This window comes from Buttiauxella izardii (assembly GCF_003601925.1).
GTDB lineage: Bacteria > Pseudomonadota > Gammaproteobacteria > Enterobacterales > Enterobacteriaceae > Buttiauxella > Buttiauxella izardii.
In genome coordinates, this window is sequence record NZ_QZWH01000006.1 from 221,298 (window position 1) to 240,088 (window position 18,791).

Annotated in this window: 21 protein-coding genes and 1 other annotated feature; of the genes, 14 read left to right on the forward strand and 7 right to left on the reverse strand. The window is 51.8% G+C overall.

Annotated elements, in window-relative coordinates; all coding sequences use genetic code 11:
- Positions 1-2: 2 nt before the first annotated feature.
- The 14 genes from infC to selO all read left to right on the forward strand — a co-directional run bounded on the left by infC (position 3) and on the right by selO (position 11,557).
- Positions 3-545 carry a translation initiation factor IF-3 gene (gene infC / locus D6029_RS04225; protein ID WP_072011152.1) on the forward strand — a complete coding sequence of 181 codons (543 nt, stop codon included), beginning with the start codon at positions 3-5 and terminating at the stop codon, positions 543-545.
- A 97-nt stretch (positions 546-642) separates the two neighbouring features.
- Positions 643-840, forward strand: a complete 198-nt coding sequence (gene rpmI / locus D6029_RS04230; RefSeq protein ID WP_005968897.1) for a 50S ribosomal protein L35 — start codon at positions 643-645, stop codon at positions 838-840.
- A gap of 46 nt (positions 841-886) precedes the next feature.
- Positions 887-1,243 (forward strand): 50S ribosomal protein L20, encoded by a 357-nt coding sequence (gene rplT, locus D6029_RS04235; RefSeq protein ID WP_000124850.1) that lies wholly within the window; start codon positions 887-889, stop codon positions 1,241-1,243.
- Between the two features lie 77 nt (positions 1,244-1,320).
- Positions 1,321-1,444 (forward strand) — a sequence feature (Phe leader region).
- Positions 1,326-1,370: a pheST operon leader peptide PheM gene (pheM, locus tag D6029_RS04240; RefSeq protein WP_001386830.1), complete on the forward strand. Its 45-nt coding sequence runs from the start codon at positions 1,326-1,328 to the stop codon at positions 1,368-1,370. (Overlaps the previous feature by 45 nt.)
- A gap of 55 nt (positions 1,445-1,499) precedes the next feature.
- Positions 1,500-2,483, forward strand: a complete 984-nt coding sequence (gene pheS / locus D6029_RS04245) for a phenylalanine--tRNA ligase subunit alpha (RefSeq protein WP_120063566.1) — start codon at positions 1,500-1,502, stop codon at positions 2,481-2,483.
- A 14-nt stretch (positions 2,484-2,497) separates the two neighbouring features.
- Positions 2,498-4,885 (forward strand): phenylalanine--tRNA ligase subunit beta, encoded by a 2,388-nt coding sequence (pheT, locus tag D6029_RS04250; RefSeq protein ID WP_120063567.1) that lies wholly within the window; start codon positions 2,498-2,500, stop codon positions 4,883-4,885.
- A 4-nt stretch (positions 4,886-4,889) separates the two neighbouring features.
- A complete protein-coding gene (gene ihfA / locus D6029_RS04255; protein WP_001229265.1) occupies positions 4,890-5,189 on the forward strand; it encodes an integration host factor subunit alpha in 300 nt (99 codons plus the stop codon).
- A 118-nt stretch (positions 5,190-5,307) separates the two neighbouring features.
- On the forward strand, positions 5,308-6,288 hold the full coding sequence (btuC, locus tag D6029_RS04260; RefSeq protein WP_120063757.1) for a vitamin B12 ABC transporter permease BtuC: 981 nt from the start codon (positions 5,308-5,310) through the stop codon (positions 6,286-6,288).
- Positions 6,289-6,316: 28 nt separating this feature from the next.
- A complete protein-coding gene (locus tag D6029_RS04265) occupies positions 6,317-6,865 on the forward strand; it encodes a glutathione peroxidase (RefSeq protein WP_120063568.1) in 549 nt (182 codons plus the stop codon).
- On the forward strand, positions 6,862-7,611 hold the full coding sequence (gene btuD / locus D6029_RS04270; RefSeq protein ID WP_147365219.1) for a vitamin B12 ABC transporter ATP-binding protein BtuD: 750 nt from the start codon (positions 6,862-6,864) through the stop codon (positions 7,609-7,611). Before D6029_RS04265 ends, btuD begins: the two co-directional genes overlap by 4 nt.
- A gap of 78 nt (positions 7,612-7,689) precedes the next feature.
- Positions 7,690-8,151, forward strand: a complete 462-nt coding sequence (locus tag D6029_RS04275) for an NlpC/P60 family protein (RefSeq protein WP_120063570.1) — start codon at positions 7,690-7,692, stop codon at positions 8,149-8,151.
- Between the two features lie 22 nt (positions 8,152-8,173).
- Positions 8,174-9,148 (forward strand): LacI family DNA-binding transcriptional regulator, encoded by a 975-nt coding sequence (locus D6029_RS04280; protein ID WP_120063571.1) that lies wholly within the window; start codon positions 8,174-8,176, stop codon positions 9,146-9,148.
- A gap of 168 nt (positions 9,149-9,316) precedes the next feature.
- Positions 9,317-10,042 (forward strand): EAL domain-containing protein, encoded by a 726-nt coding sequence (locus tag D6029_RS04285; protein WP_120063572.1) that lies wholly within the window; start codon positions 9,317-9,319, stop codon positions 10,040-10,042.
- 69 nt (positions 10,043-10,111) lie between these two features.
- Complete coding sequence (gene selO, locus D6029_RS04290) at positions 10,112-11,557, forward strand: protein adenylyltransferase SelO (RefSeq protein ID WP_120063573.1); 1,446 nt, start codon at positions 10,112-10,114, stop codon at positions 11,555-11,557.
- A gap of 5 nt (positions 11,558-11,562) precedes the next feature.
- Here selO and D6029_RS04295 read toward each other — a convergent pair whose 3' ends face one another.
- From D6029_RS04295 to aroH, 7 genes are all read right to left on the reverse strand, one after another.
- On the reverse strand, positions 11,563-12,342 hold the full coding sequence (locus D6029_RS04295; protein ID WP_120063574.1) for a heme ABC transporter ATP-binding protein: 780 nt from the start codon (positions 12,340-12,342) through the stop codon (positions 11,563-11,565).
- Entirely contained in the window at positions 12,335-13,333 is a 999-nt protein-coding gene (locus D6029_RS04300) for a FecCD family ABC transporter permease (RefSeq protein ID WP_167455965.1), read from the reverse strand. Before D6029_RS04300 ends, D6029_RS04295 begins: the two co-directional genes overlap by 8 nt.
- A complete protein-coding gene (locus D6029_RS04305) occupies positions 13,333-14,148 on the reverse strand; it encodes a heme/hemin ABC transporter substrate-binding protein (protein ID WP_120063575.1) in 816 nt (271 codons plus the stop codon). Before D6029_RS04305 ends, D6029_RS04300 begins: the two co-directional genes overlap by 1 nt.
- Entirely contained in the window at positions 14,145-15,176 is a 1,032-nt protein-coding gene (locus D6029_RS04310; RefSeq protein ID WP_120063576.1) for a hemin-degrading factor, read from the reverse strand. The genes D6029_RS04305 and D6029_RS04310 overlap by 4 nt, the downstream gene beginning before the upstream one ends.
- Positions 15,177-15,185: 9 nt before the next feature.
- Positions 15,186-17,162 carry a TonB-dependent hemoglobin/transferrin/lactoferrin family receptor gene (locus D6029_RS04315; RefSeq protein ID WP_120063577.1) on the reverse strand — a complete coding sequence of 659 codons (1,977 nt, stop codon included), beginning with the start codon at positions 17,160-17,162 and terminating at the stop codon, positions 15,186-15,188.
- A gap of 81 nt (positions 17,163-17,243) precedes the next feature.
- The gene (hemP, locus tag D6029_RS04320) at positions 17,244-17,408 is read right to left on the reverse strand and encodes a hemin uptake protein HemP (protein ID WP_120063578.1); all 165 of its coding nucleotides are present in this window, start codon (positions 17,406-17,408) and stop codon (positions 17,244-17,246) included.
- A gap of 236 nt (positions 17,409-17,644) precedes the next feature.
- Positions 17,645-18,691 (reverse strand): 3-deoxy-7-phosphoheptulonate synthase AroH, encoded by a 1,047-nt coding sequence (aroH, locus tag D6029_RS04325; RefSeq protein WP_120063579.1) that lies wholly within the window; start codon positions 18,689-18,691, stop codon positions 17,645-17,647.
- Between the last annotated feature and the right edge of the window lie 100 nt (positions 18,692-18,791).

The window sequence follows — 18,791 nt, forward strand, 5'->3', positions numbered from 1 at the left end:
TTATTAAAGGCGGAAAAAGAGTTCAACCGGCGCGTCCTAATCGCATAAACAAAGAAATTCGTGCCACAGAAGTTCGTCTGACAGGCTTAGAAGGCGAACCTATTGGTATTGTCAGTCTGAATGAAGCTTTGGAAAAAGCCGAAGAGGCAGGAGTTGATTTAGTCGAAATCAGTCCTAATGCTGAACCGCCTGTTTGCCGCATTATGGACTACGGCAAGTTTCTCTATGAAAAAAGCAAATCTTCTAAGGAACAGAAGAAGAAGCAAAAAGTTATTCAGGTCAAGGAAATCAAATTCCGACCTGGTACCGATGATGGCGACTATCAGGTAAAACTCCGCAGCCTGGTTCGCTTTCTGGAAGAGGGTGATAAAGCTAAAATCACACTGCGTTTCCGCGGTCGTGAGATGGCTCACCAACAGATTGGTATGGAAGTGCTTAACCGCGTCCGTGACGATCTGAGTGAACTGGCAGTTGTCGAATCCTTCCCATCGAAGATCGAAGGCCGCCAGATGATCATGGTGCTCGCTCCGAAGAAGAAACAGTAAGGCCTTCCAAGTAACAGCTCTCGCGAGGTTTCGGCCTCGTGAGATTTGTTCGCCTTCTGGTTCGTTTTATTAACAATGCGAAGTGGAAAGTTATTAAATGCCAAAGATTAAAACTGTACGCGGCGCCGCAAAGCGCTTCAAAAAGACCGCCGGTGGTGGTTTTAAGCGTAAGCACGCTAACCTGCGTCATATTCTGACTAAAAAGTCTACTAAGCGTAAACGTCACCTGCGTCCGAAAGGTATGGTCTCCAAAGGGGATCTGGGCCTGGTCATCGCTTGCCTGCCGTACGCATAAGTAGCACTTTTTTAATTAATTCAGAATATAGAACAGGAGAGCTAATATGGCTCGCGTAAAACGTGGTGTTATCGCACGTGCTCGTCACAAAAAAATCCTTAAACAAGCCAAAGGCTACTACGGTGCGCGTTCACGCGTTTACCGCGTTGCTTTCCAGGCTGTTATCAAAGCTGGCCAATACGCTTACCGTGACCGTCGTCAACGTAAACGTCAATTCCGTCAGCTGTGGATTGCACGTATCAACGCTGCAGCTCGTCAGAATGGGATCTCTTACAGCAAATTCATCAACGGCTTGAAAAAAGCTTCTGTTGAAATCGACCGTAAGATCCTGGCTGACATCGCCGTATTCGACAAAGTGGCATTTACTGCACTGGTTGAGAAAGCGAAAGCAGCTCTGGCGTAAGCCAGTTATGAGAGGGAGCTTGTCTCCCTCTTTTAATTTCTAACGGCAATGTTTAACACTGATCAATAAGGTAACTGCAAGCATGAATGCTGCTATTTTCCGTTTCTTTTTTTACTTTAGCACCTGAATCAGGGGGCTTTGCGCGTAAGAAAAGAAACGAAAAATAGCGCCGAAAGCCTCCATTATGGAGGCTTTTTTTTTGCTTTTGTATACGGATCAACTACCCCGGCAATTGTGCCGGCATAAGAGGAATACCATGCCACATCTCGCAGAGCTGGTTGCCAATGCAACGGCCGCCATAAACGAGGCCCATGATGTTGCCGCGTTAGACAACGTACGCGTCGAGTATTTAGGGAAGAAAGGGCATCTGACCCTCCAGATGACAACCCTGCGTGAATTGCCACCAGAAGAGCGTCCAGCCGCTGGTGCGGTAATCAACGAAGCGAAAGAGAAAGTGCAGGAAGCTTTGAATGCACGCAAAAACGCCCTGGAAAGTGCAGCGCTGAATGCGCGTCTGGCAGAAGAGACTATCGATATATCCCTGCCGGGTCGTCGTATTGAAAACGGCGGCTTGCACCCGGTGACGCGCACCATTGATCGCATTGAAAGCTTCTTTGGTGAACTTGGCTTTACCGTGGCAACTGGCCCGGAAATCGAAGACGATTATCACAACTTTGATGCGCTGAATATTCCTGGGCACCACCCAGCGCGTGCCGATCACGATACTTTCTGGTTCGATGCCACTCGCCTGCTGCGTACCCAAACATCTGGCGTGCAGATTCGTACCATGAAAGACAAGCAGCCGCCGATTCGCATTATCGCGCCGGGCCGTGTTTATCGTAACGACTACGATCAGACTCACACCCCAATGTTCCACCAGATGGAAGGTTTGATTGTTGATACCAACATCAACTTCACCAACCTGAAAGGCACTATTCACGATTTCCTGAATAACTTCTTCGAAGCGGATCTGCAGATTCGTTTCCGTCCGTCTTATTTCCCGTTCACTGAGCCGTCCGCAGAAGTTGATGTGATGGGTAAAAACGGCAAATGGCTGGAAGTTTTAGGCTGCGGCATGGTTCACCCGAACGTTCTGCGTAACGTGGGTATCGACCCAGAAGTGTATTCAGGCTTCGCATTCGGCATGGGCATGGAGCGTTTGACTATGTTGCGCTACGGCGTGACCGATCTGCGTGCATTCTTCGAAAATGATTTACGTTTCCTCAAACAGTTCAAATAAGGGCGGGATATCCAATGAAATTCAGTGAACTCTGGTTACGCGAATGGGTAAATCCAGCCAACAGCAGTGAAGAGCTTTCCAGCCAAATCACTATGGCTGGTCTGGAAGTTGATGGTGTTGATGCCGTTGCCGGTGCCTTCAATGGCGTCGTGGTGGGTGAAGTGGTTGAGTGCGGCCAACATCCAAATGCAGACAAACTGCGTGTAACGAAGGTCAATGTCGGTGGCGATCGTCTGTTAGACATCGTTTGTGGCGCACCAAACTGCCGTCAAGGCCTGAAAGTTGCTGTGGCAACGGTTGGCGCTGTACTGCCAGGTGATTTTAAAATTAAAGCGGCGAAACTGCGTGGCGAACCTTCTGAAGGCATGCTGTGCTCTTTCTCAGAGCTGGGCATTTCCGACGATCACAACGGTATTATCGAGCTGCCGCTGGATGCGCCAATTGGCACTGACATCCGTGAATACCTGAAGCTTGACGACAACACTATCGAAATCAGCGTCACACCAAACCGTGCCGACTGCCTCGGAATTATCGGTGTTGCCCGCGATGTTGCGGTAGTGAACCAGTTGCCGTTGCACGAGCCAGAAATGCCAGCCGTGGCCGCGACAATTAACGATACGCTGCCAATTCGCGTTGATGCGCCAGAAGCGTGCCCACGTTACCTGGGCCGTGTGGTTAAAGGCATCAATGTTAAAGCGCCAACTCCGCTGTGGATGAAAGAGAAACTGCGTCGCTGCGGTATTCGTTCTATCGATGCTGTGGTTGATGTCACGAACTACGTTCTGCTTGAGTTGGGCCAGCCGATGCACGCGTTCGATCTGAACCGCATCGAAGGTGGCATCGTGGTACGCATGGCGGAAGAGGGCGAAACCCTGACGCTGCTGGACGGCAACGAAGCGAAGCTGAATGCAGATACGCTGATTATCGCTGACCACAACAAAGCACTGGCAATGGGCGGTATCTTTGGTGGCGAACATTCTGGCGTAAATGATGAAACTCAAGACGTGCTGCTGGAATGTGCATTCTTCAGCCCGCTGTCCATCACCGGTCGTGCGCGTCGCCATGGCCTGCATACCGATGCTTCTCATCGTTATGAGCGTGGTGTGGATTCAGCTCTGCAATATAAAGCCATGGAGCGTGCAACTCGCCTGTTGACTGATATCTGCGGTGGTGAAGTCGGTCCGGTTATTGACGTGACTAACGAAGCACATCTGCCAAAAGCTGCCACAATTACTCTGCGTCGCAGCAAACTGGATCGTCTGATCGGTCATCACATTGAAGATGCACAGGTTAGCGATATCCTGCGCCGCTTAGGTTGTGAAGTGACTGAAGGTGACAACCAGTGGACGGCAGTCGCACCAAGCTGGCGCTTCGATATGCAGATTGAAGAAGATCTGGTTGAAGAAGTGGCGCGTGTATATGGCTACAACAGCATCCCAAATGAGCCTGTGCAAGCGGGTCTGATCATGGGCAGCCATCGCGAAGCAGACTTGTCGCTCAAGCGTGTGAAAACCATGCTGGTCGATAAAGGCTACCAGGAAGTGATCACTTACAGCTTTGTTGATCCTAAAGTTCAACAACTGCTGCATCCGGGTGAAGAAAATCTGATTCTGCCAAGCCCAATTTCCAGCGAAATGTCAGCAATGCGTTTATCCTTGCTGACAGGCCTGCTCAATACGGTGGTCTATAACCAAAACCGCCAGCAGGCACGCGTGCGTATCTTTGAATCAGGCTTGCGCTTTGTTCCTGATACTCAGGCAGACCTGGGTATCCGTCAGGATCTTATGCTGGCTGGCGCGATTTGTGGTAACCGCTACGAAGAGCATTGGGATCTGGCGCGTAACGGCGTCGACTTCTATGATCTGAAGGGCGATCTGGAAGCGGTATTGGATCTTACTGGTAAGCTTTCTGACATCGAATTTAAAGCTGCAACCAACCCTGCGTTGCATCCAGGCCAAAGTGCTGCAATTTATTTACGCGGCGAATACGTTGGTTTCATTGGTGTTGTGCATCCAGAACTCGAACGCAAGCTGTCACTCAATGGCCGTACTCTGGTGTTCGAAGTGCTGTGGAACAAGCTCGCAGACCGCGCTGTGCCTGAATCGGCTGAAATTTCGCGCTACCCTGCGAACCGTCGCGACATCGCTGTTGTGGTCGCTGAAAACGTTCCCGCAGCAGATATTTTGGTCGAGTGTAAGAAAGTTGGCGCAAATCAGGTAGTTGGCGTAAACTTATTTGATGTGTACCGTGGCAAAGGCGTAGCCGAAGGCTATAAGAGCCTTGCCATAAGCCTTATCCTGCAGGATACGGGCCGTACACTCGAAGAAGAGGAGATTGCCGCTACCGTTGCAAAATGCGTAGAGGCATTAAAAGAGCGATTCCAGGCATCATTGAGGGATTGAACGTATGGCGCTTACAAAAGCTGAAATGTCAGAATATCTGTTTGATAAGCTAGGGCTTAGCAAACGTGATGCTAAAGAGTTGGTAGAGCTGTTTTTCGAAGAGATCCGTCGCGCTCTGGAAAACGGTGAGCAGGTTAAGCTATCAGGCTTTGGTAATTTTGACTTACGCGATAAAAACCAACGTCCCGGGCGTAACCCGAAGACTGGTGAAGATATTCCTATCACGGCTCGCCGTGTTGTGACTTTCCGACCTGGTCAGAAGTTGAAAAGTAGGGTTGAAAACGCGTCGCCAAAAGACGAGTAACCTGAGTTAACCAAAAAGGCCGCTTCCAGCGGCCTTTTTCTTTTCTTCTTGTCCTGCACGGAAATTCCCCCGTAAAATCAATTTTATGAAATGTTACTAATTGGATCTTATTATCCAGATGCACACTTTTGTTGCGCGACAACGCTCTCTCGAACGCCGTTGGCTACTCGCATTATTTGCCACAATGTTGGGAATGGTAGTGCTGAGTTTGAGTGCCGGGGATCAATGGTTTGCCCCTCAACACTGGATGCGCGAGGATGCGCAACTGTTTATCTGGCAAATTCGCCTGCCACGCACATTAGCGGTTTTGCTGGTGGGCGCAGCACTGGCGATTTCTGGCACCATCATGCAAGCGCTTTTTGAAAACCCCCTGGCAGAGCCCGGACTATTAGGTGTCTCCAATGGGGCGGGTGTCGCATTGGTGGCGGCGGTACTACTCGGGCAAGGCATGTTGCCGAGTTGGGTGTTGGGTATTTGTGCGATTGCTGGCGCGCTGATTATCACATTTATCCTGCTGCGCTTTTCGCGGCGCCATCTTTCTAATAGCCGTTTGCTGCTTGCCGGTGTGGCGCTGGGGATCATTTGTAGCGCACTCATGACCTGGGCCATTTATTTCAGCAGTAGCCTCGATTTGCGCCAGTTAATGTACTGGATGATGGGCGGATTTGGCGGCGTGGATTGGCGGCAGTGGTGGCTAATGATCACTTTATTGCCTGTGATGCTATGGTTATGCCGCAACTACGCGCCACTCAATTTAATGGCATTGGGCGAAATATCCGCCCGACAGCTAGGTTTACCCGTCTGGATGTGGCGCAATATTTTGGTGATTGCCACCGGCTGGCTGGTGGGAGTGAGCGTGGCGCTTGCCGGGGCGATTGGTTTTATCGGCCTGGTCATTCCCCATATGCTGCGCCTCAAAGGCTTAACCGATCACCGTATTTTACTGCCCACTAGCGCGCTGGCAGGTGCTACCGTGTTATTGGGTGCCGATGTGATTGCGCGTCTGGCACTGGCTTCCGCAGAATTACCGATAGGCGTCGTGACCGCAACTTTAGGCGCACCTGTATTTATCTGGCTATTATTAAAGGCTGGGAAATAATCAATGTAGTTCAATTCAGGGGTAAACAATGCAAGACATTCTGAACACTCAAGTTACGACCATTGATGGTGAAACGACCACGCTCGAAAACTGGAAAGGGAAAGTGCTGCTGGTGGTGAACGTTGCCTCTAAATGTGGCCTGACCGTGCAATACGAACAATTGGAAAACCTGCAAAAAGAGCTCGAGCACGATGGTTTTACCGTTTTGGGCTTCCCTTGCAACCAGTTCCTGGGGCAGGAACCGGGTAGCGAAGAAGATATTAAAACGTTTTGCAGCACCACTTACGGTGTGACCTTCCCGATGTTCAGCAAGGTGGATGTTAACGGCGAAAACCGCCATCCACTCTATGCAAAACTGACTGCAGCAGCGCCGCAAGCGACTGCGCCAGAAGGCAGTGGTTTCCTGGAAAAAATCAGCGGCAAAGGATTGGCTCCAGCTCAGACTGGCGACATTCTGTGGAATTTCGAAAAATTCCTGATTGGCCGCGATGGTCAGGTGATTCAACGTTTTGCTCCAGATATGAAACCTGAAGATCCGATTGTTGTGAGTGCGATTAAGTCGGCGTTGGCCAGATAATGCCGTTGTTGCAACTTAATGAAATAGCGGTGGCGGAGCGGCTTGGGCCGATTTCCGCCACGGTTCAGGCTGGCGAACTGGTGCATTTAGTGGGGCCAAACGGAGCCGGGAAAAGTACTTTGCTCACGCGTGCTGCGGGTTTAAGTTCAGGTGCCGGGAAAATTACCTTCCTTGAGCGTGAACTGAATGACTGGCAGCCGACGCAACTGGCACGCCACCGCGCTTATCTGTCTCAGCAACAGATGCCGCCGTTTTCTATGCCGGTCTGGCACTATCTACAGCTTCATCAAACGCTCGGCCCAACAGACACGGTAATGCTCAACCTGGTGGAAACGCTCGGTCTGGCCGACAAACTCACCCGCAGCGTGAATCAGCTTTCGGGCGGGGAGTGGCAGCGCGTTCGTCTGGCCGCCGTCGTTCTGCAAATTCACCCTGAAATTAATCCGCAAGGGCGTCTACTTTTATTAGACGAGCCGATGAATAGCCTGGATGTCGCTCAACAAACCGCGCTGGATAGAATCCTGGTGGCGTTGTGTGAAGCGGGCATTGCAGTGGTGATGAGCAGCCATGATTTGAACCACAGTTTGCGTCATGCGCACACCGTCTGGTTATTGCGGGCAGGTAAAATGATTGCGCAGGGAAGTCGGGATGAAGTGCTGTCACCGCAACATTTAGCGACAGCTTATAACATGCACTTCCGCCGATTGCAGATTGAAGGGCACAGTATGCTAATAGCCCCGCTTTAATGATGGTAAAAACTTGCACCAAATCATAGGTAAGCGCTAAATTACTGGAAATTATAAACGGGTGAGGATTAGCCTGAAATGCGTGTGTGGATTCTTCTTGTAGCATGTCTGGTACTTGCAGGGTGTAGCCATCATGCGCCGCCGCCAAATTCTCGTCTCTCGGACTCGATAACGGTCATTGCGACACTTAATGATCAACTAAGCGGATGGCATGGAACACCGTATCGTTATGGTGGAATGAGTCGTCGTGGCGTTGATTGCTCCGGCTTTGTGTCAATTACTTTCCGCGACCGGTTCGAGCTACAATTGCCGCGTGAAACAAAGCAGCAAGCGAAGATTGGAACTGAAATCGATAAAGACGATCTGCTTCCGGGCGACCTGGTATTCTTCAAAACGGGGTCTGGCGAAAGTGGCTTGCACGTCGGTATTTACGATACTGATAACCAATTTATTCATGCCTCGACCAGCCGTGGCGTTATGCGTTCGTCGTTAGATAACGTCTACTGGAGCAAAAAATTCTGGCAGGCTCGCCGCATCTAGCCTCTCCTTGAAAGGACAGTTCATGGTTACTCTGGAAGATGTTGCCGCCAGTGCAGGTGTATCCCGGGCAACCGTTTCACGCGTGGTGAATGGCGATACTAAAGTCAGATCCCAGACGCGAGTCAAAGTTGAAGCTGCCATTATTGAACTGGGTTATTCCCCTAATCCTGCCGCTCGCGCGTTAGCCTCCAGCCAAAGTCATACTCTCGGTTTAGTAACCACGTCATATCGCGGAGGTTTCTTCGGTGCCTTAATGGACACCGTGCAAAGTGAAGCGGAGCTACACGGTAAACAGTTACTGGTGACGCAAGGGCGGGACACGGCCGAGAAAGAACTCAATGCGATTTCGCGGCTTTTCAATCTGCGCTGCGATGGGCTGGTATTACACGTCCGTGCCATCAGTGATGAAACACTTAACCAACTGGCCGAGCGAGAAAAAAAATTTATCGTATTAGATCGGGATGTTCCCGGCCTCGAACAGCGTTGCGTCGTGTTTGATCATCGTGCTGCGAGTGCGCTCGCGACTCAGGTTTTTATTGATGCAGGCCATACAGAAATTGCCTGTTTGCACGGGCCGAATACGCGTTCCTCAAGCATGTTGCGCAGGCAGGGGTTTATTGATGCCATGGCGCGGGCAAAATTAGAACCCGTGGCAGTTTTGGGTGGTGAGTATGATATGCCCAGTGGCTATGAACTGGCCGCACAACTGCTTGAAAATACGCGCCCGACGGCTATTTATTGTTGTAACGAAGAACTGGCGATTGGAGCCATGCTGGCTATCACCGAACGTGGGCTGCGAATTCCCCAGGATATCTCGCTTATTTGTTATGATAGTGGGGAGCGTGCCGCATTTGTGCGTCCGGCAATGACCAGTGTGCATTTCCCGATAAGTGAAATGGCTCGTTTCGCTATCCGGAAATTATTGGATAATGATTGTGAGAATGAATCTTTTTCTCCCGAGATAATCTCTCGTGAATCGGTTCGAGTTATTCGCTAAAACTGGCGATAGTAAGATAACCAGGATAATATAAAATAAATTCAAAAATAATTCTGATAAAGACTCAGGGATGAACTTGCGCTTAATACTTTTAAAATCAATCCAGTTAATGCTGGATGTTCATTGTGCTGCGATACCCTCCACCCCTTTTGATACACGGCTGGCACCATGATCCTGGAACTTGAAACACAATATCGTTCAGATTTTTACTTTCAGCCAGTTTACTTGCCGGGTGATGAGGTTTTAGGCATTGAATTATTAGTTAATTTTGTTGGGATTGATGCGCCAGTACGTATTCCAACAGAATTAGTCACAACAGTAATTACGCCCGATCAGCAATTAATATTATTCAAAGAACAAATAGAATTACTCGAAAACTATCAAGAGTTCTTTAAGGCTGAAAGAATAGTTGTGTGGGTTAATATAAGCGTGGTAATTGTTGACGCGATTTTAGCCAGTACCGAGCTGCTTTCCCAGCTGGTGCAGCTTTCTTTCATTGAATTTTCAATCAATGAGAACTTTCCCGAACTTAATCTTGGCAATGAAAATGCCCGGCTAATGGCAATGATTAAGCATTATCCATTAGCGCTGGCTAATTTTGGTGCCGGCATTGCGACCACCAAACCGATTTTCGACGGCTTATTTAAACGTGTTTTTTTGGATAAAGTATTTATTCACAAACAAATTAAACAACGTTCTTTTGAGCCTTTTATGATGGCTTTGCTGGCACAGCTTTCACCGTTTTGCCAGACTCTGGTGATTAACGGTATTGAAGATGCCGCCGCTCGCCAAACAGTGCTGAAATTATCGGACTTCGCAATGCAGGGTAATTACTGGCCTGGCATTCCCTCAAATGCACTGATCGACTGGCTTCATCCTTATTCTCTGCATTAATGGAATACCCCTGCCAATGTGCCGTGTTTAAAACTTCACACAAGCACTACACTATCGGCAGGAGGATCCATGACCCATAAACCTGTATTCAATAATAGCTGGCACGATGAATTGTCCGGCTTCTATACGGCTCTTAAGCCAACGCCGCTGCATAATGCGCGCTTGTTTTACCATAACCGTCCGCTGGCCGATGACCTTGGGCTTGATGACTCGCTGTTTGATGAAACTCACAGCGGTATCTGGAGTGGCGAAACGCTGCTGCCGGGAATGCAGCCCCTCGCGCAAGTTTATAGCGGGCATCAGTTTGGTGTCTGGGCAGGGCAACTGGGCGACGGGCGCGGAATTTTGCTTGGTGAACAACAACTGGCAGACGGGCGTAAATTCGACTGGCACCTGAAAGGGGCGGGGCTCACGCCATATTCACGTATGGGCGATGGGCGCGCGGTGTTGCGTTCAACGATTCGTGAATTTCTCGCCAGTGAAGCGATGCACGGTTTGGGCGTTCCCACCACTCGCGCGCTCACGATTGTTACCAGCGACACGCCAGTGCAACGTGAAACCACCGAGCAAGGTGCGATGCTGATTCGCATTGCGCAAAGCCATGTTCGCTTCGGTCACTTTGAGCATTTTTACTATCGCCGTGAACCGCAAAAAGTCCAGCAACTGGCGGATTACGTGATTGCTCATCACTGGCCGCATCTGGTTGATGAAGCAGACAAATATCAGCTTTGGTTCCGTGATGTTGTTGAGCGCACCGCGCAGATGATTGCCCACTGGCAAACAGTTGGCTTCGCCCATGGCGTGATGAACACTGACAATATGTCGATTCTCGGACTGACGATGGATTACGGCCCCTACGGTTTCCTCGACGATTACCAGCCTGATTTTATCTGCAACCATTCTGACCATCAGGGGCGCTACGCTTTTGATAATCAACCCGCCGTGGGATTGTGGAACCTGCAACGCCTGGCGCAAACTTTGTCACCGTTTATTTCGGTGGAGTGGCTCAACGAATTGCTCGACCATTATCAATTCGCATTGATGAAAGCCTTCGGGGAATTGATGCGCGGGAAATTGGGTCTGTTAACCGAGCAAACGGCGGACAACGAAATACTGACTGAAATGTTCGGGCTGATGGCAAAAGAGGGGAGTGACTACACGCGCACCTTCCGCATGCTAAGCCTGACCGAACAGAACTCGGCAAGCTCGCCGCTGCGCGATGAATTTATTGACCGCGCCAGTTTCGATAGCTGGTTTACCCGTTATCGCGACCGTTTGCAGACTGAGCAAATTAGCGACGAGCAACGGCAGCAGACGATGAAAGCTGCCAATCCATCGGTAGTGTTGCGTAACTGGCTGGCGCAGCGGGCAATTGATGCTGCCGAACGAGGTGATGTTAGTGTTCTTGCGCAGTTGCATGAAGTATTACAAAACCCGTTCGCCGATCATTCAAGTGATTTAACCCAGCGCCCACCTGACTGGGGCAAACGTCTCGAAGTGAGTTGTTCGAGTTAACGCGATTACTGCTGCAACCAAACCTGTGGCACCGGGTGTTCGGGATGATTGAACACCCGTAAATCGGCCTGATACCAATGCTGCAATACTGATTCGTTCAGCACTTCTTGTGGCGAACCACTGGCAACCAGACGCCCTTCATGTAACAACACAATCCGGTCGGCCCATAGTGCGGCCAGATTTAAATCATGCAGCACTACGCAAACTGATAACGTCCCCATCAGCGATAAGCGGCGCAATAAACGCAGAATATGTTGCTGATGATAGAGATCGAGTGCGGAAGTGGGTTCATCTAAAAACAGCCAGCCGTGCGGTTGCCCGTTCTGCCATAACTGAGCCAGTGCGCGAGCAAGTTGCACTCGTTGTTGCTCGCCGCCAGAAAGCTGGCAAAAATCCCGTCCGGCGAGGGAGTCGCAACCCGTCAACGCCATCACTTCCTGAACGATTGCTTTGGTATCCTTTTCGGGCCACGGCGCTCGCCCCATGGCAATCACATCTTCCACCGCCCAACTAAATGCCATGCCGCTGCGCTGGCGCATCACTGCACGTTTAAGTGATAGCGCCTCGCCAGACCACTCTTGTAGCGGGTGCCCGGCAAGGGAAATCGCGCCGCTTTCGGGCAACTGAAATCCCGTAAGCACTCGCAGCAAAGTGGATTTCCCGGCACCGTTCGGGCCGATTAATGCCACCACTTCGCCCGTAGCCAGCGTCAGATTAATATCATCGAGCAACTTTCGTTCGCCACTGCGCAGCGTGACGTTTCTCGCCAGGAGTAAATCAGCCATCCGTTTCTCTCCGTTGACGGAAAATGAGTGCTAAAAACCACGGGCCACCGAGCAGGCTGGTCAGCAAGCCGACGGGCATTTCCGCAGGAGCAACCAGCGTGCGGGCGAGGGTGTCGGCAACCAGCAATAACATCGCCCCAGCCAGTACCGAGCCTGGAATCAGCCAGCGATGATCGGCACCGAGCCACATCCGCACCAGGTGCGGAACCACCAGACCCACGAAACCAATCACGCCACTGACGGCAACTGCTGCCGCCACTAAAAGCGCGCTGAGAATCAGTAATTGCCGCTGAGTTTTTTTGACATCAACGCCAAGGTAATGCGCCTCTTCGTCGCCAAGCTGCAAAAGGTTAAGGCGTCTGGATGCAAACGCGATAGCCACTGATGCCGGAACAATAAACGAAGCGGTAGCCAGTAACGTTGACCACTGCGCCTGCCCGAGGCTGCCCATTCCCCACAGCGATAACTGGCGCAACTGCGCGTCGTTGCTGATCCACGAAAGCACACCCACCGCCGCACCGCATAACGCGTTAATCGCGATACCGACTAACAGCAGCCGCGAAAGGCTGTTATTGCCCTGGCGGCTCAGGAAGAAAATCACCAGCGTGACGGCAATACTGCCCAAAAATGCGGCCAGCATCGGAACGTACAACGCCAACACCACGGGCAAGGCGATCGGCAGAACCACCGAAAACCCAACCGCCAGCGCCGCACCGCTGCTGATCCCGAGCAAACCCGGATCAGCAAGCGGATTGCGAAACAGCCCCTGCATCACGCACCCTGAAAGCGCCAGCGCACCGCCCACCAATGTGGCGAGGAGCACACGCGGCAGGCGAATGTTGAGCCAAATATGGCGTAAGGCTTCATCCTGCGCTTGCCACAAAACGGCAATAGAAAGCCGCATCGCACCTAAATTGGCGGCAACCAAAGAAAGTGCTAACAACGCCAGAACCATGGCGAACAGGGCGCGTTGAGGCAAGGGGCGACGCATCAAGGCAATTGCTCCGCTTTATGACGTAGTGCAAGAATCGCATCCGGCGTTTGCAGGCCAAAACCCAACAGCGCCATATCATCGACAACTAACAGCTGGCGATTTTTCCCGGCGGGTGTTTGTGCAAGCCCTGGCAAATTCCAGACGTTGTCTTCACCGCCCAGGGTTTTCACGCCATCGGCAGTCACCAAAACCAGTTGTGGTTGGCTGGCAATCACGCCTTCCTGCGACATCGGCTGGTAACGTTTGAAACCTTGCATTGCATTTTGCAAACCTGCGGCATGAATCGCGGCGTCCGCTGCCGTTTCTTGTCCGGCTGCCATCGCAGTCATGCCGCCGTGACTCATGATAAACAGCACTTTAACCGGCAGCGGTTTATCAGGAATCGCTGCCAGTTTTTCATGCACTTGCTTGCGCAAAGTTTCACCCTGAGCGGCTTTCCCCATCGCCTGCGCGACGGCATCAATCTTGTCATCAATGCCATCCAGCGAATTGGTTGCCGGAATAGTGACGACTTTGACGTGGCTGCTCGCGACTTGTTCAAGCGCCAGCGACGGTTTGGCCTGAGCGCTCGCCAGCACCAGCGTCGGGCGCATTGCCAGAATCCCTTCGGCATTGAGCTGACGCATATAGCCCACATCGGGCAGTTGAGTGGCCGCCGCCGGATGCAAACTGGTGCTGTCGCGAGCGACTAACTGGTCGCTCGCGCCTAACGCAAAGGCAATTTCTGTCACGTCACCGCCAATCGCCACCACGCGTTCACTGGCGGTGGCAACTGCTGGCAATGCAAGCAGGGCAATTAACCAGCGTGTCATGCGGCAAGCCCTTTGTTGACCAGCGCTTCAAGCTGGGTGCGCCACTGTTGTTGCTCTGGTTCACCTTCAGTACGTTGGCCGTAAAGCTGGGCGATTTGCGTGCCATCGGCGGCAAACAGTTCCAGGCTGGTGACGTAACCGTCACCGCTGGGTTTGCGGGTTACCCAGCTTTCAGCGATGGTGTCAGCCAGCAAATGCAGCGTAAATTGCGGGTTAAAGATGTTAATCCAGTTGTCCATCGGCACCACTTTTTCAACGGTGCCAGTGAAAATCTGCACGCTGCCACGGTTGCCTACAAACACCATGATTTCGTTTTTGTCTTGTTTAGCCATCGCCAACAGTTGTGCCAGCGCGCTGTTATCCACCTGGCAGGCAAGATCTTCAGCAACCAGACGGAACGCCTGTTGGCGCGTGAGCTGGTGGCGTTTGAGCAGGCCAAAGAACTGATGCACGTCACGCATGGCACGCCATTCAGCTTCAATTTCTTTGCCATCAACGGCTGGCGTCATCACACTTTCTTCCGGGGCTTGCAGCTCAAGCTCCGGGTTATCGGCATAAATATAGGTCGCCAGAACCTGACCCCAGGCCGCGAAATCCGTGTTGTCGGTGGTATACACCTTCAGCAGCGCATCACCCTGATGATCAAAGAACTGAATACTTTGACGCTCGCCGCGCGCGGTTTCTTCACGAACATGGAAGGCGAAAGCCCATTGATTCAGGAACAGACGCAAATCCAGCGCGCGCGGGTTCAGCACCAGCCCGGCATGGCCGTGCAGTTGCTGGTTTTCAAAACGCCCGATGTGTTCATGCACCGCATATTCGTTACGGCAAATGGACTTGATTTCGCCGACGCTTTCCAGCGACGTCAGAATGTCGCGCACTTCACCTTTTAAACGCCAGGCATCATGCCCCACGCGGGCATGAGTCAGTTCGGCTTCGCTGATATTCATCAGACGAGCGATGTCGCGAGCATATTTTTTAGGGTTCTCTTTTTTGAGCTGCAACCAGTTTTCATAACGCTGAGTCATTTTGCTTCCTTACCATTGATAACTAACGAAGATTTTGCCGTTACGGCCATCTTGTGGGAGCCCCTGTGGTGACCAGTATTCCTTATCAAAGGCGTTACCCAGTACCAGGGAAGTGGTTAGCCCGCGCAGTTGCTGCTGGCCGGTATAACTGATGTAGAAATCGTTCACGCCGTAGCCCGGCTGCGCGCTGTAGCTGCTGCTGATGTGCGTTGAACGCTCGGCAAATGTGCCGACCCAGCCCACTGAGAAGCCGCTTTGTGCTACGGGAACATCCAGAATGCTGGTGACAGTGTCCGGGTTCAGGCTTGAAATCCAGTCGCCGGTATCGGTGTCTTTCCCACGGGTACGGTTGTACGCCAGGTCCAGGCTAAACCATGTGCTGGTATATTTCGCCGTCATATCCCAACCCCAGATTTTGGCATTCGGGACGTTGTAGGACATGGTGGTCGCTTTGGCGAAATCGACGGTGGTGGAAATGTAGTCTTTCGCGTTGGTATCGAAGTAGCTGGCTTTAAACTCGATGCCGTCGTCAGCCAACATTAAATCGTCGAAGCGCAGGCCAAAACCGTATTCCTGGGTTTCGTTAGTTTCCGGGCGCAGGTTCGGGTTCGGCACCCAATAGTTGGTGTAACGCGTGCCAATCGAGAAGTGTTTCGCGTCGTTATACATCTCGCCCATTGTTGGGGCGCGGAAGGCTTGCGCGTAAGAGCCGAACAACATCAGCCAGTCGGTTGGCGTAATAGAAAGTGCACCACGAGATGACCATTGGTCGGCATTCACATCTTCATAGCCGTCGCTGCTGCCGCTGTAATCGTCGTAACGCGTGCCCGCAAGAATCGACACCGGCAGGTCGCGCAGAGTGATTTCATCCTGCAACCAGCCAGAACCGAAGTCGATATTGGCCTGTGGGAAGCCGGTGGTATTGCCGCCCGGTTTTTGATCCTGGCGATAATATTCACCGCCGTAAGTCAGCAAATGCCCGGCGAAGCTGTCGGTAAACAAGTGGCTGCGGTTTTCAAGTTTGCCGCCAGTGGTGGTTTGTTTGCGGAATTCAGCGCCGTCCGTTTGGCCTTGTGCGTTGATACGCGCCTCAGACCAGTAAGCGGTAGCGTCGGCATTCAGCCAGTCGCTTTGGTCAGGGCCGATATGGTATTTCAACTGCGCGTCACGCTGAATCGTTGAGCGATCCACCATCGGATTGCTTGGATCTGCCGTGGTGACCTGCGGGTTTTTCGGTTCCTGAGCGGCGTTATTGTAGTAACGCAGAGAGCCGCCCAAAGATTGCGCCGGGTCGATATACCAGGTGCCTTTGGTCAGGAAGTTACTGATGTTTTCATCGTTGGGTGCTGTTTCGCCATCGCTCTGACGAATATCCCCACGGTCACGGCTTGACCAGGCGACAAGGCCATCAAGATTGTCAGTGCGGCCAAAGGCGCTGGCACCCATTCCCACACTATGATCGCCCGTTGCGCCAGTGCCGAAAACGCGGAAACCACTGTTCTGGCCTTCATACAACAAATCGCTGGCATCGGCGGTTTCGTAAGAAATCACACCGCCCAACGCACCGCTGCCGTACAACAAAGCGCCGGGGCCACGTACCACTTCGATACGTTTGATTAACGCCGGGTCGATAAATGTGCTGTTAAGGTGCCCGGTGTCAGTCCCCTGGCGAACGCCGTCAACCAGCATCAATACGCCACGGCGGTCGTAACCACGCATATTGATATCCTGGCCGTTGGTACGCCCAGAGCCGGAAGCGGTAATCCCCGGCACTTTACGCAACATATCGGCGGCGGAAGAAGAGGTCTGGCCTTCAGGGGTATCGCCATCAATGACGGTGACCATCATCGGCGCTTCAAAAGTGCTGCGTTGGTTGCCGGTGGCGACGACGGTCATTTGATCATCTTTGGCACTGGCAGGCAGGGCAGAAAAAACCGCAACAGTCAGTAATGACAGACGGAAGCCGACTGTGTGTAAAGCAGGCATGCGCAAATCTCCATAGGAAAAATTAAAAGCGCTGGCTGCCTGGGATAACCTGGGTGGCTTGCGGAACTGATTATTTAGGGTTTATTTGGTCAGGATTAACTTTCCTGCCTGGGTCTGACGTAATTGATATTGTTGGCCTTCGTGGACAATCACCACGCGTCCGTCAGGGCCGAGCAGAAGTTTACTGTCTATCTGACGGGGAACAGCCGCAGATTGCGAATTCGTAGGGGCGAATGTTTTATCCATGTTTCACTCTGTATACAAATGACAATCGATGTAACAATGATAATCATTATCAATAAACTGTGTTTCGTCATCAAGTGTTATTTGTAAGAAATTTGTGAATGGATCAATTTTGAGTAAATCGGGGAAGTAAGGGGCGCGCAAACCCCCTCTCCCTAAGGGAGAGGGCTGGGGTGAGGGTGGCTTCAAAATGAGACACCCTCATCCCAACCTTCTCCCCAGGAGAAGGAGCTCAAAAATCAGAAGCGGCTGTCCGTCGCGTCTGCCAGCATATCCAGCAGCGTTTCAGTGTCTTCCCAGTTCAGGCAAGGGTCGGTAATCGACTGGCCGTAAACCAGCGGTTGCCCGGCGACAATCTTCTGTGTGCCTTCGCGGATAAAACTTTCTGCCATCACGCCTGCAATGGCGCGTGAGCCGTTGCGAATCTGGTTACAGACGTTTTCGCACACTTCTAACTGGAGACGATGCTGCTTCTGGCAGTTGCCGTGGCTGAAATCAATCACCAGTTGTTCTGGTAAATCAAATTCATGCAGGCTGTCGCAAGCGGCGGCGATATCGGCTGCGTGGTAGTTAGGCTGTTTGCCACCGCGCATAATAATATGGCCGTACGGATTGCCGCTGGTCTGGTAAATCGTCATCTGGCCGTGCTTGTCCGGCGAGAGGAACATATGGCTGGCGCGAGCGGCGCGAATCGCATCAACCGCAATACGCGTATTGCCGTCGGTGCCATTTTTGAAGCCGACCGGGCAGGAAAGGGCTGATGCCATTTCGCGGTGGATCTGGCTTTCCGTAGTACGTGCGCCAATCGCGCCCCAACTGATTAAATCGGCAATGTACTGACCCGTCACCATATCGAGAAATTCAGTGGCGGTCGGAACGCCCAGCTCGTTCACCTGCAACAGCAAGCGACGAGCCTGCTCAATGCCGTGATTCACACGATAGCTACCGTTTAAATCCGGATCTGAAATTAACCCTTTCCAGCCGACAACAGTGCGCGGCTTCTCGAAATAAGTGCGCATCACAATCTCAAGGCGATGTTGGTGCTTTTCACGCGCCGTTTGCAGGCGATGGGCATAATCCATGGCTGCATCCAGGTCATGAATTGAGCAAGGGCCAACAATAACCAACAAGCGATTGTCTTCGCCATTGAGGATTTTTTCGATACGACGACGTGCGGCAGTTACGTTTTGCGCAACTTCCTGCGAAACGGTCAGGCGCTGGGCCAGTTCCGCAGGTGTAACCAGACTGTCGATGCGCGCGGTGCGCAATTCATCTGTTTTATTCATTGGGTGTCTCAGAAAATTTTGTCTTCAGCTCGGCAGGAATACCGGGAAGTGATGGCAGTCACGATAAACCAATTTATGTTGAATTCAACCGTAAAACTGA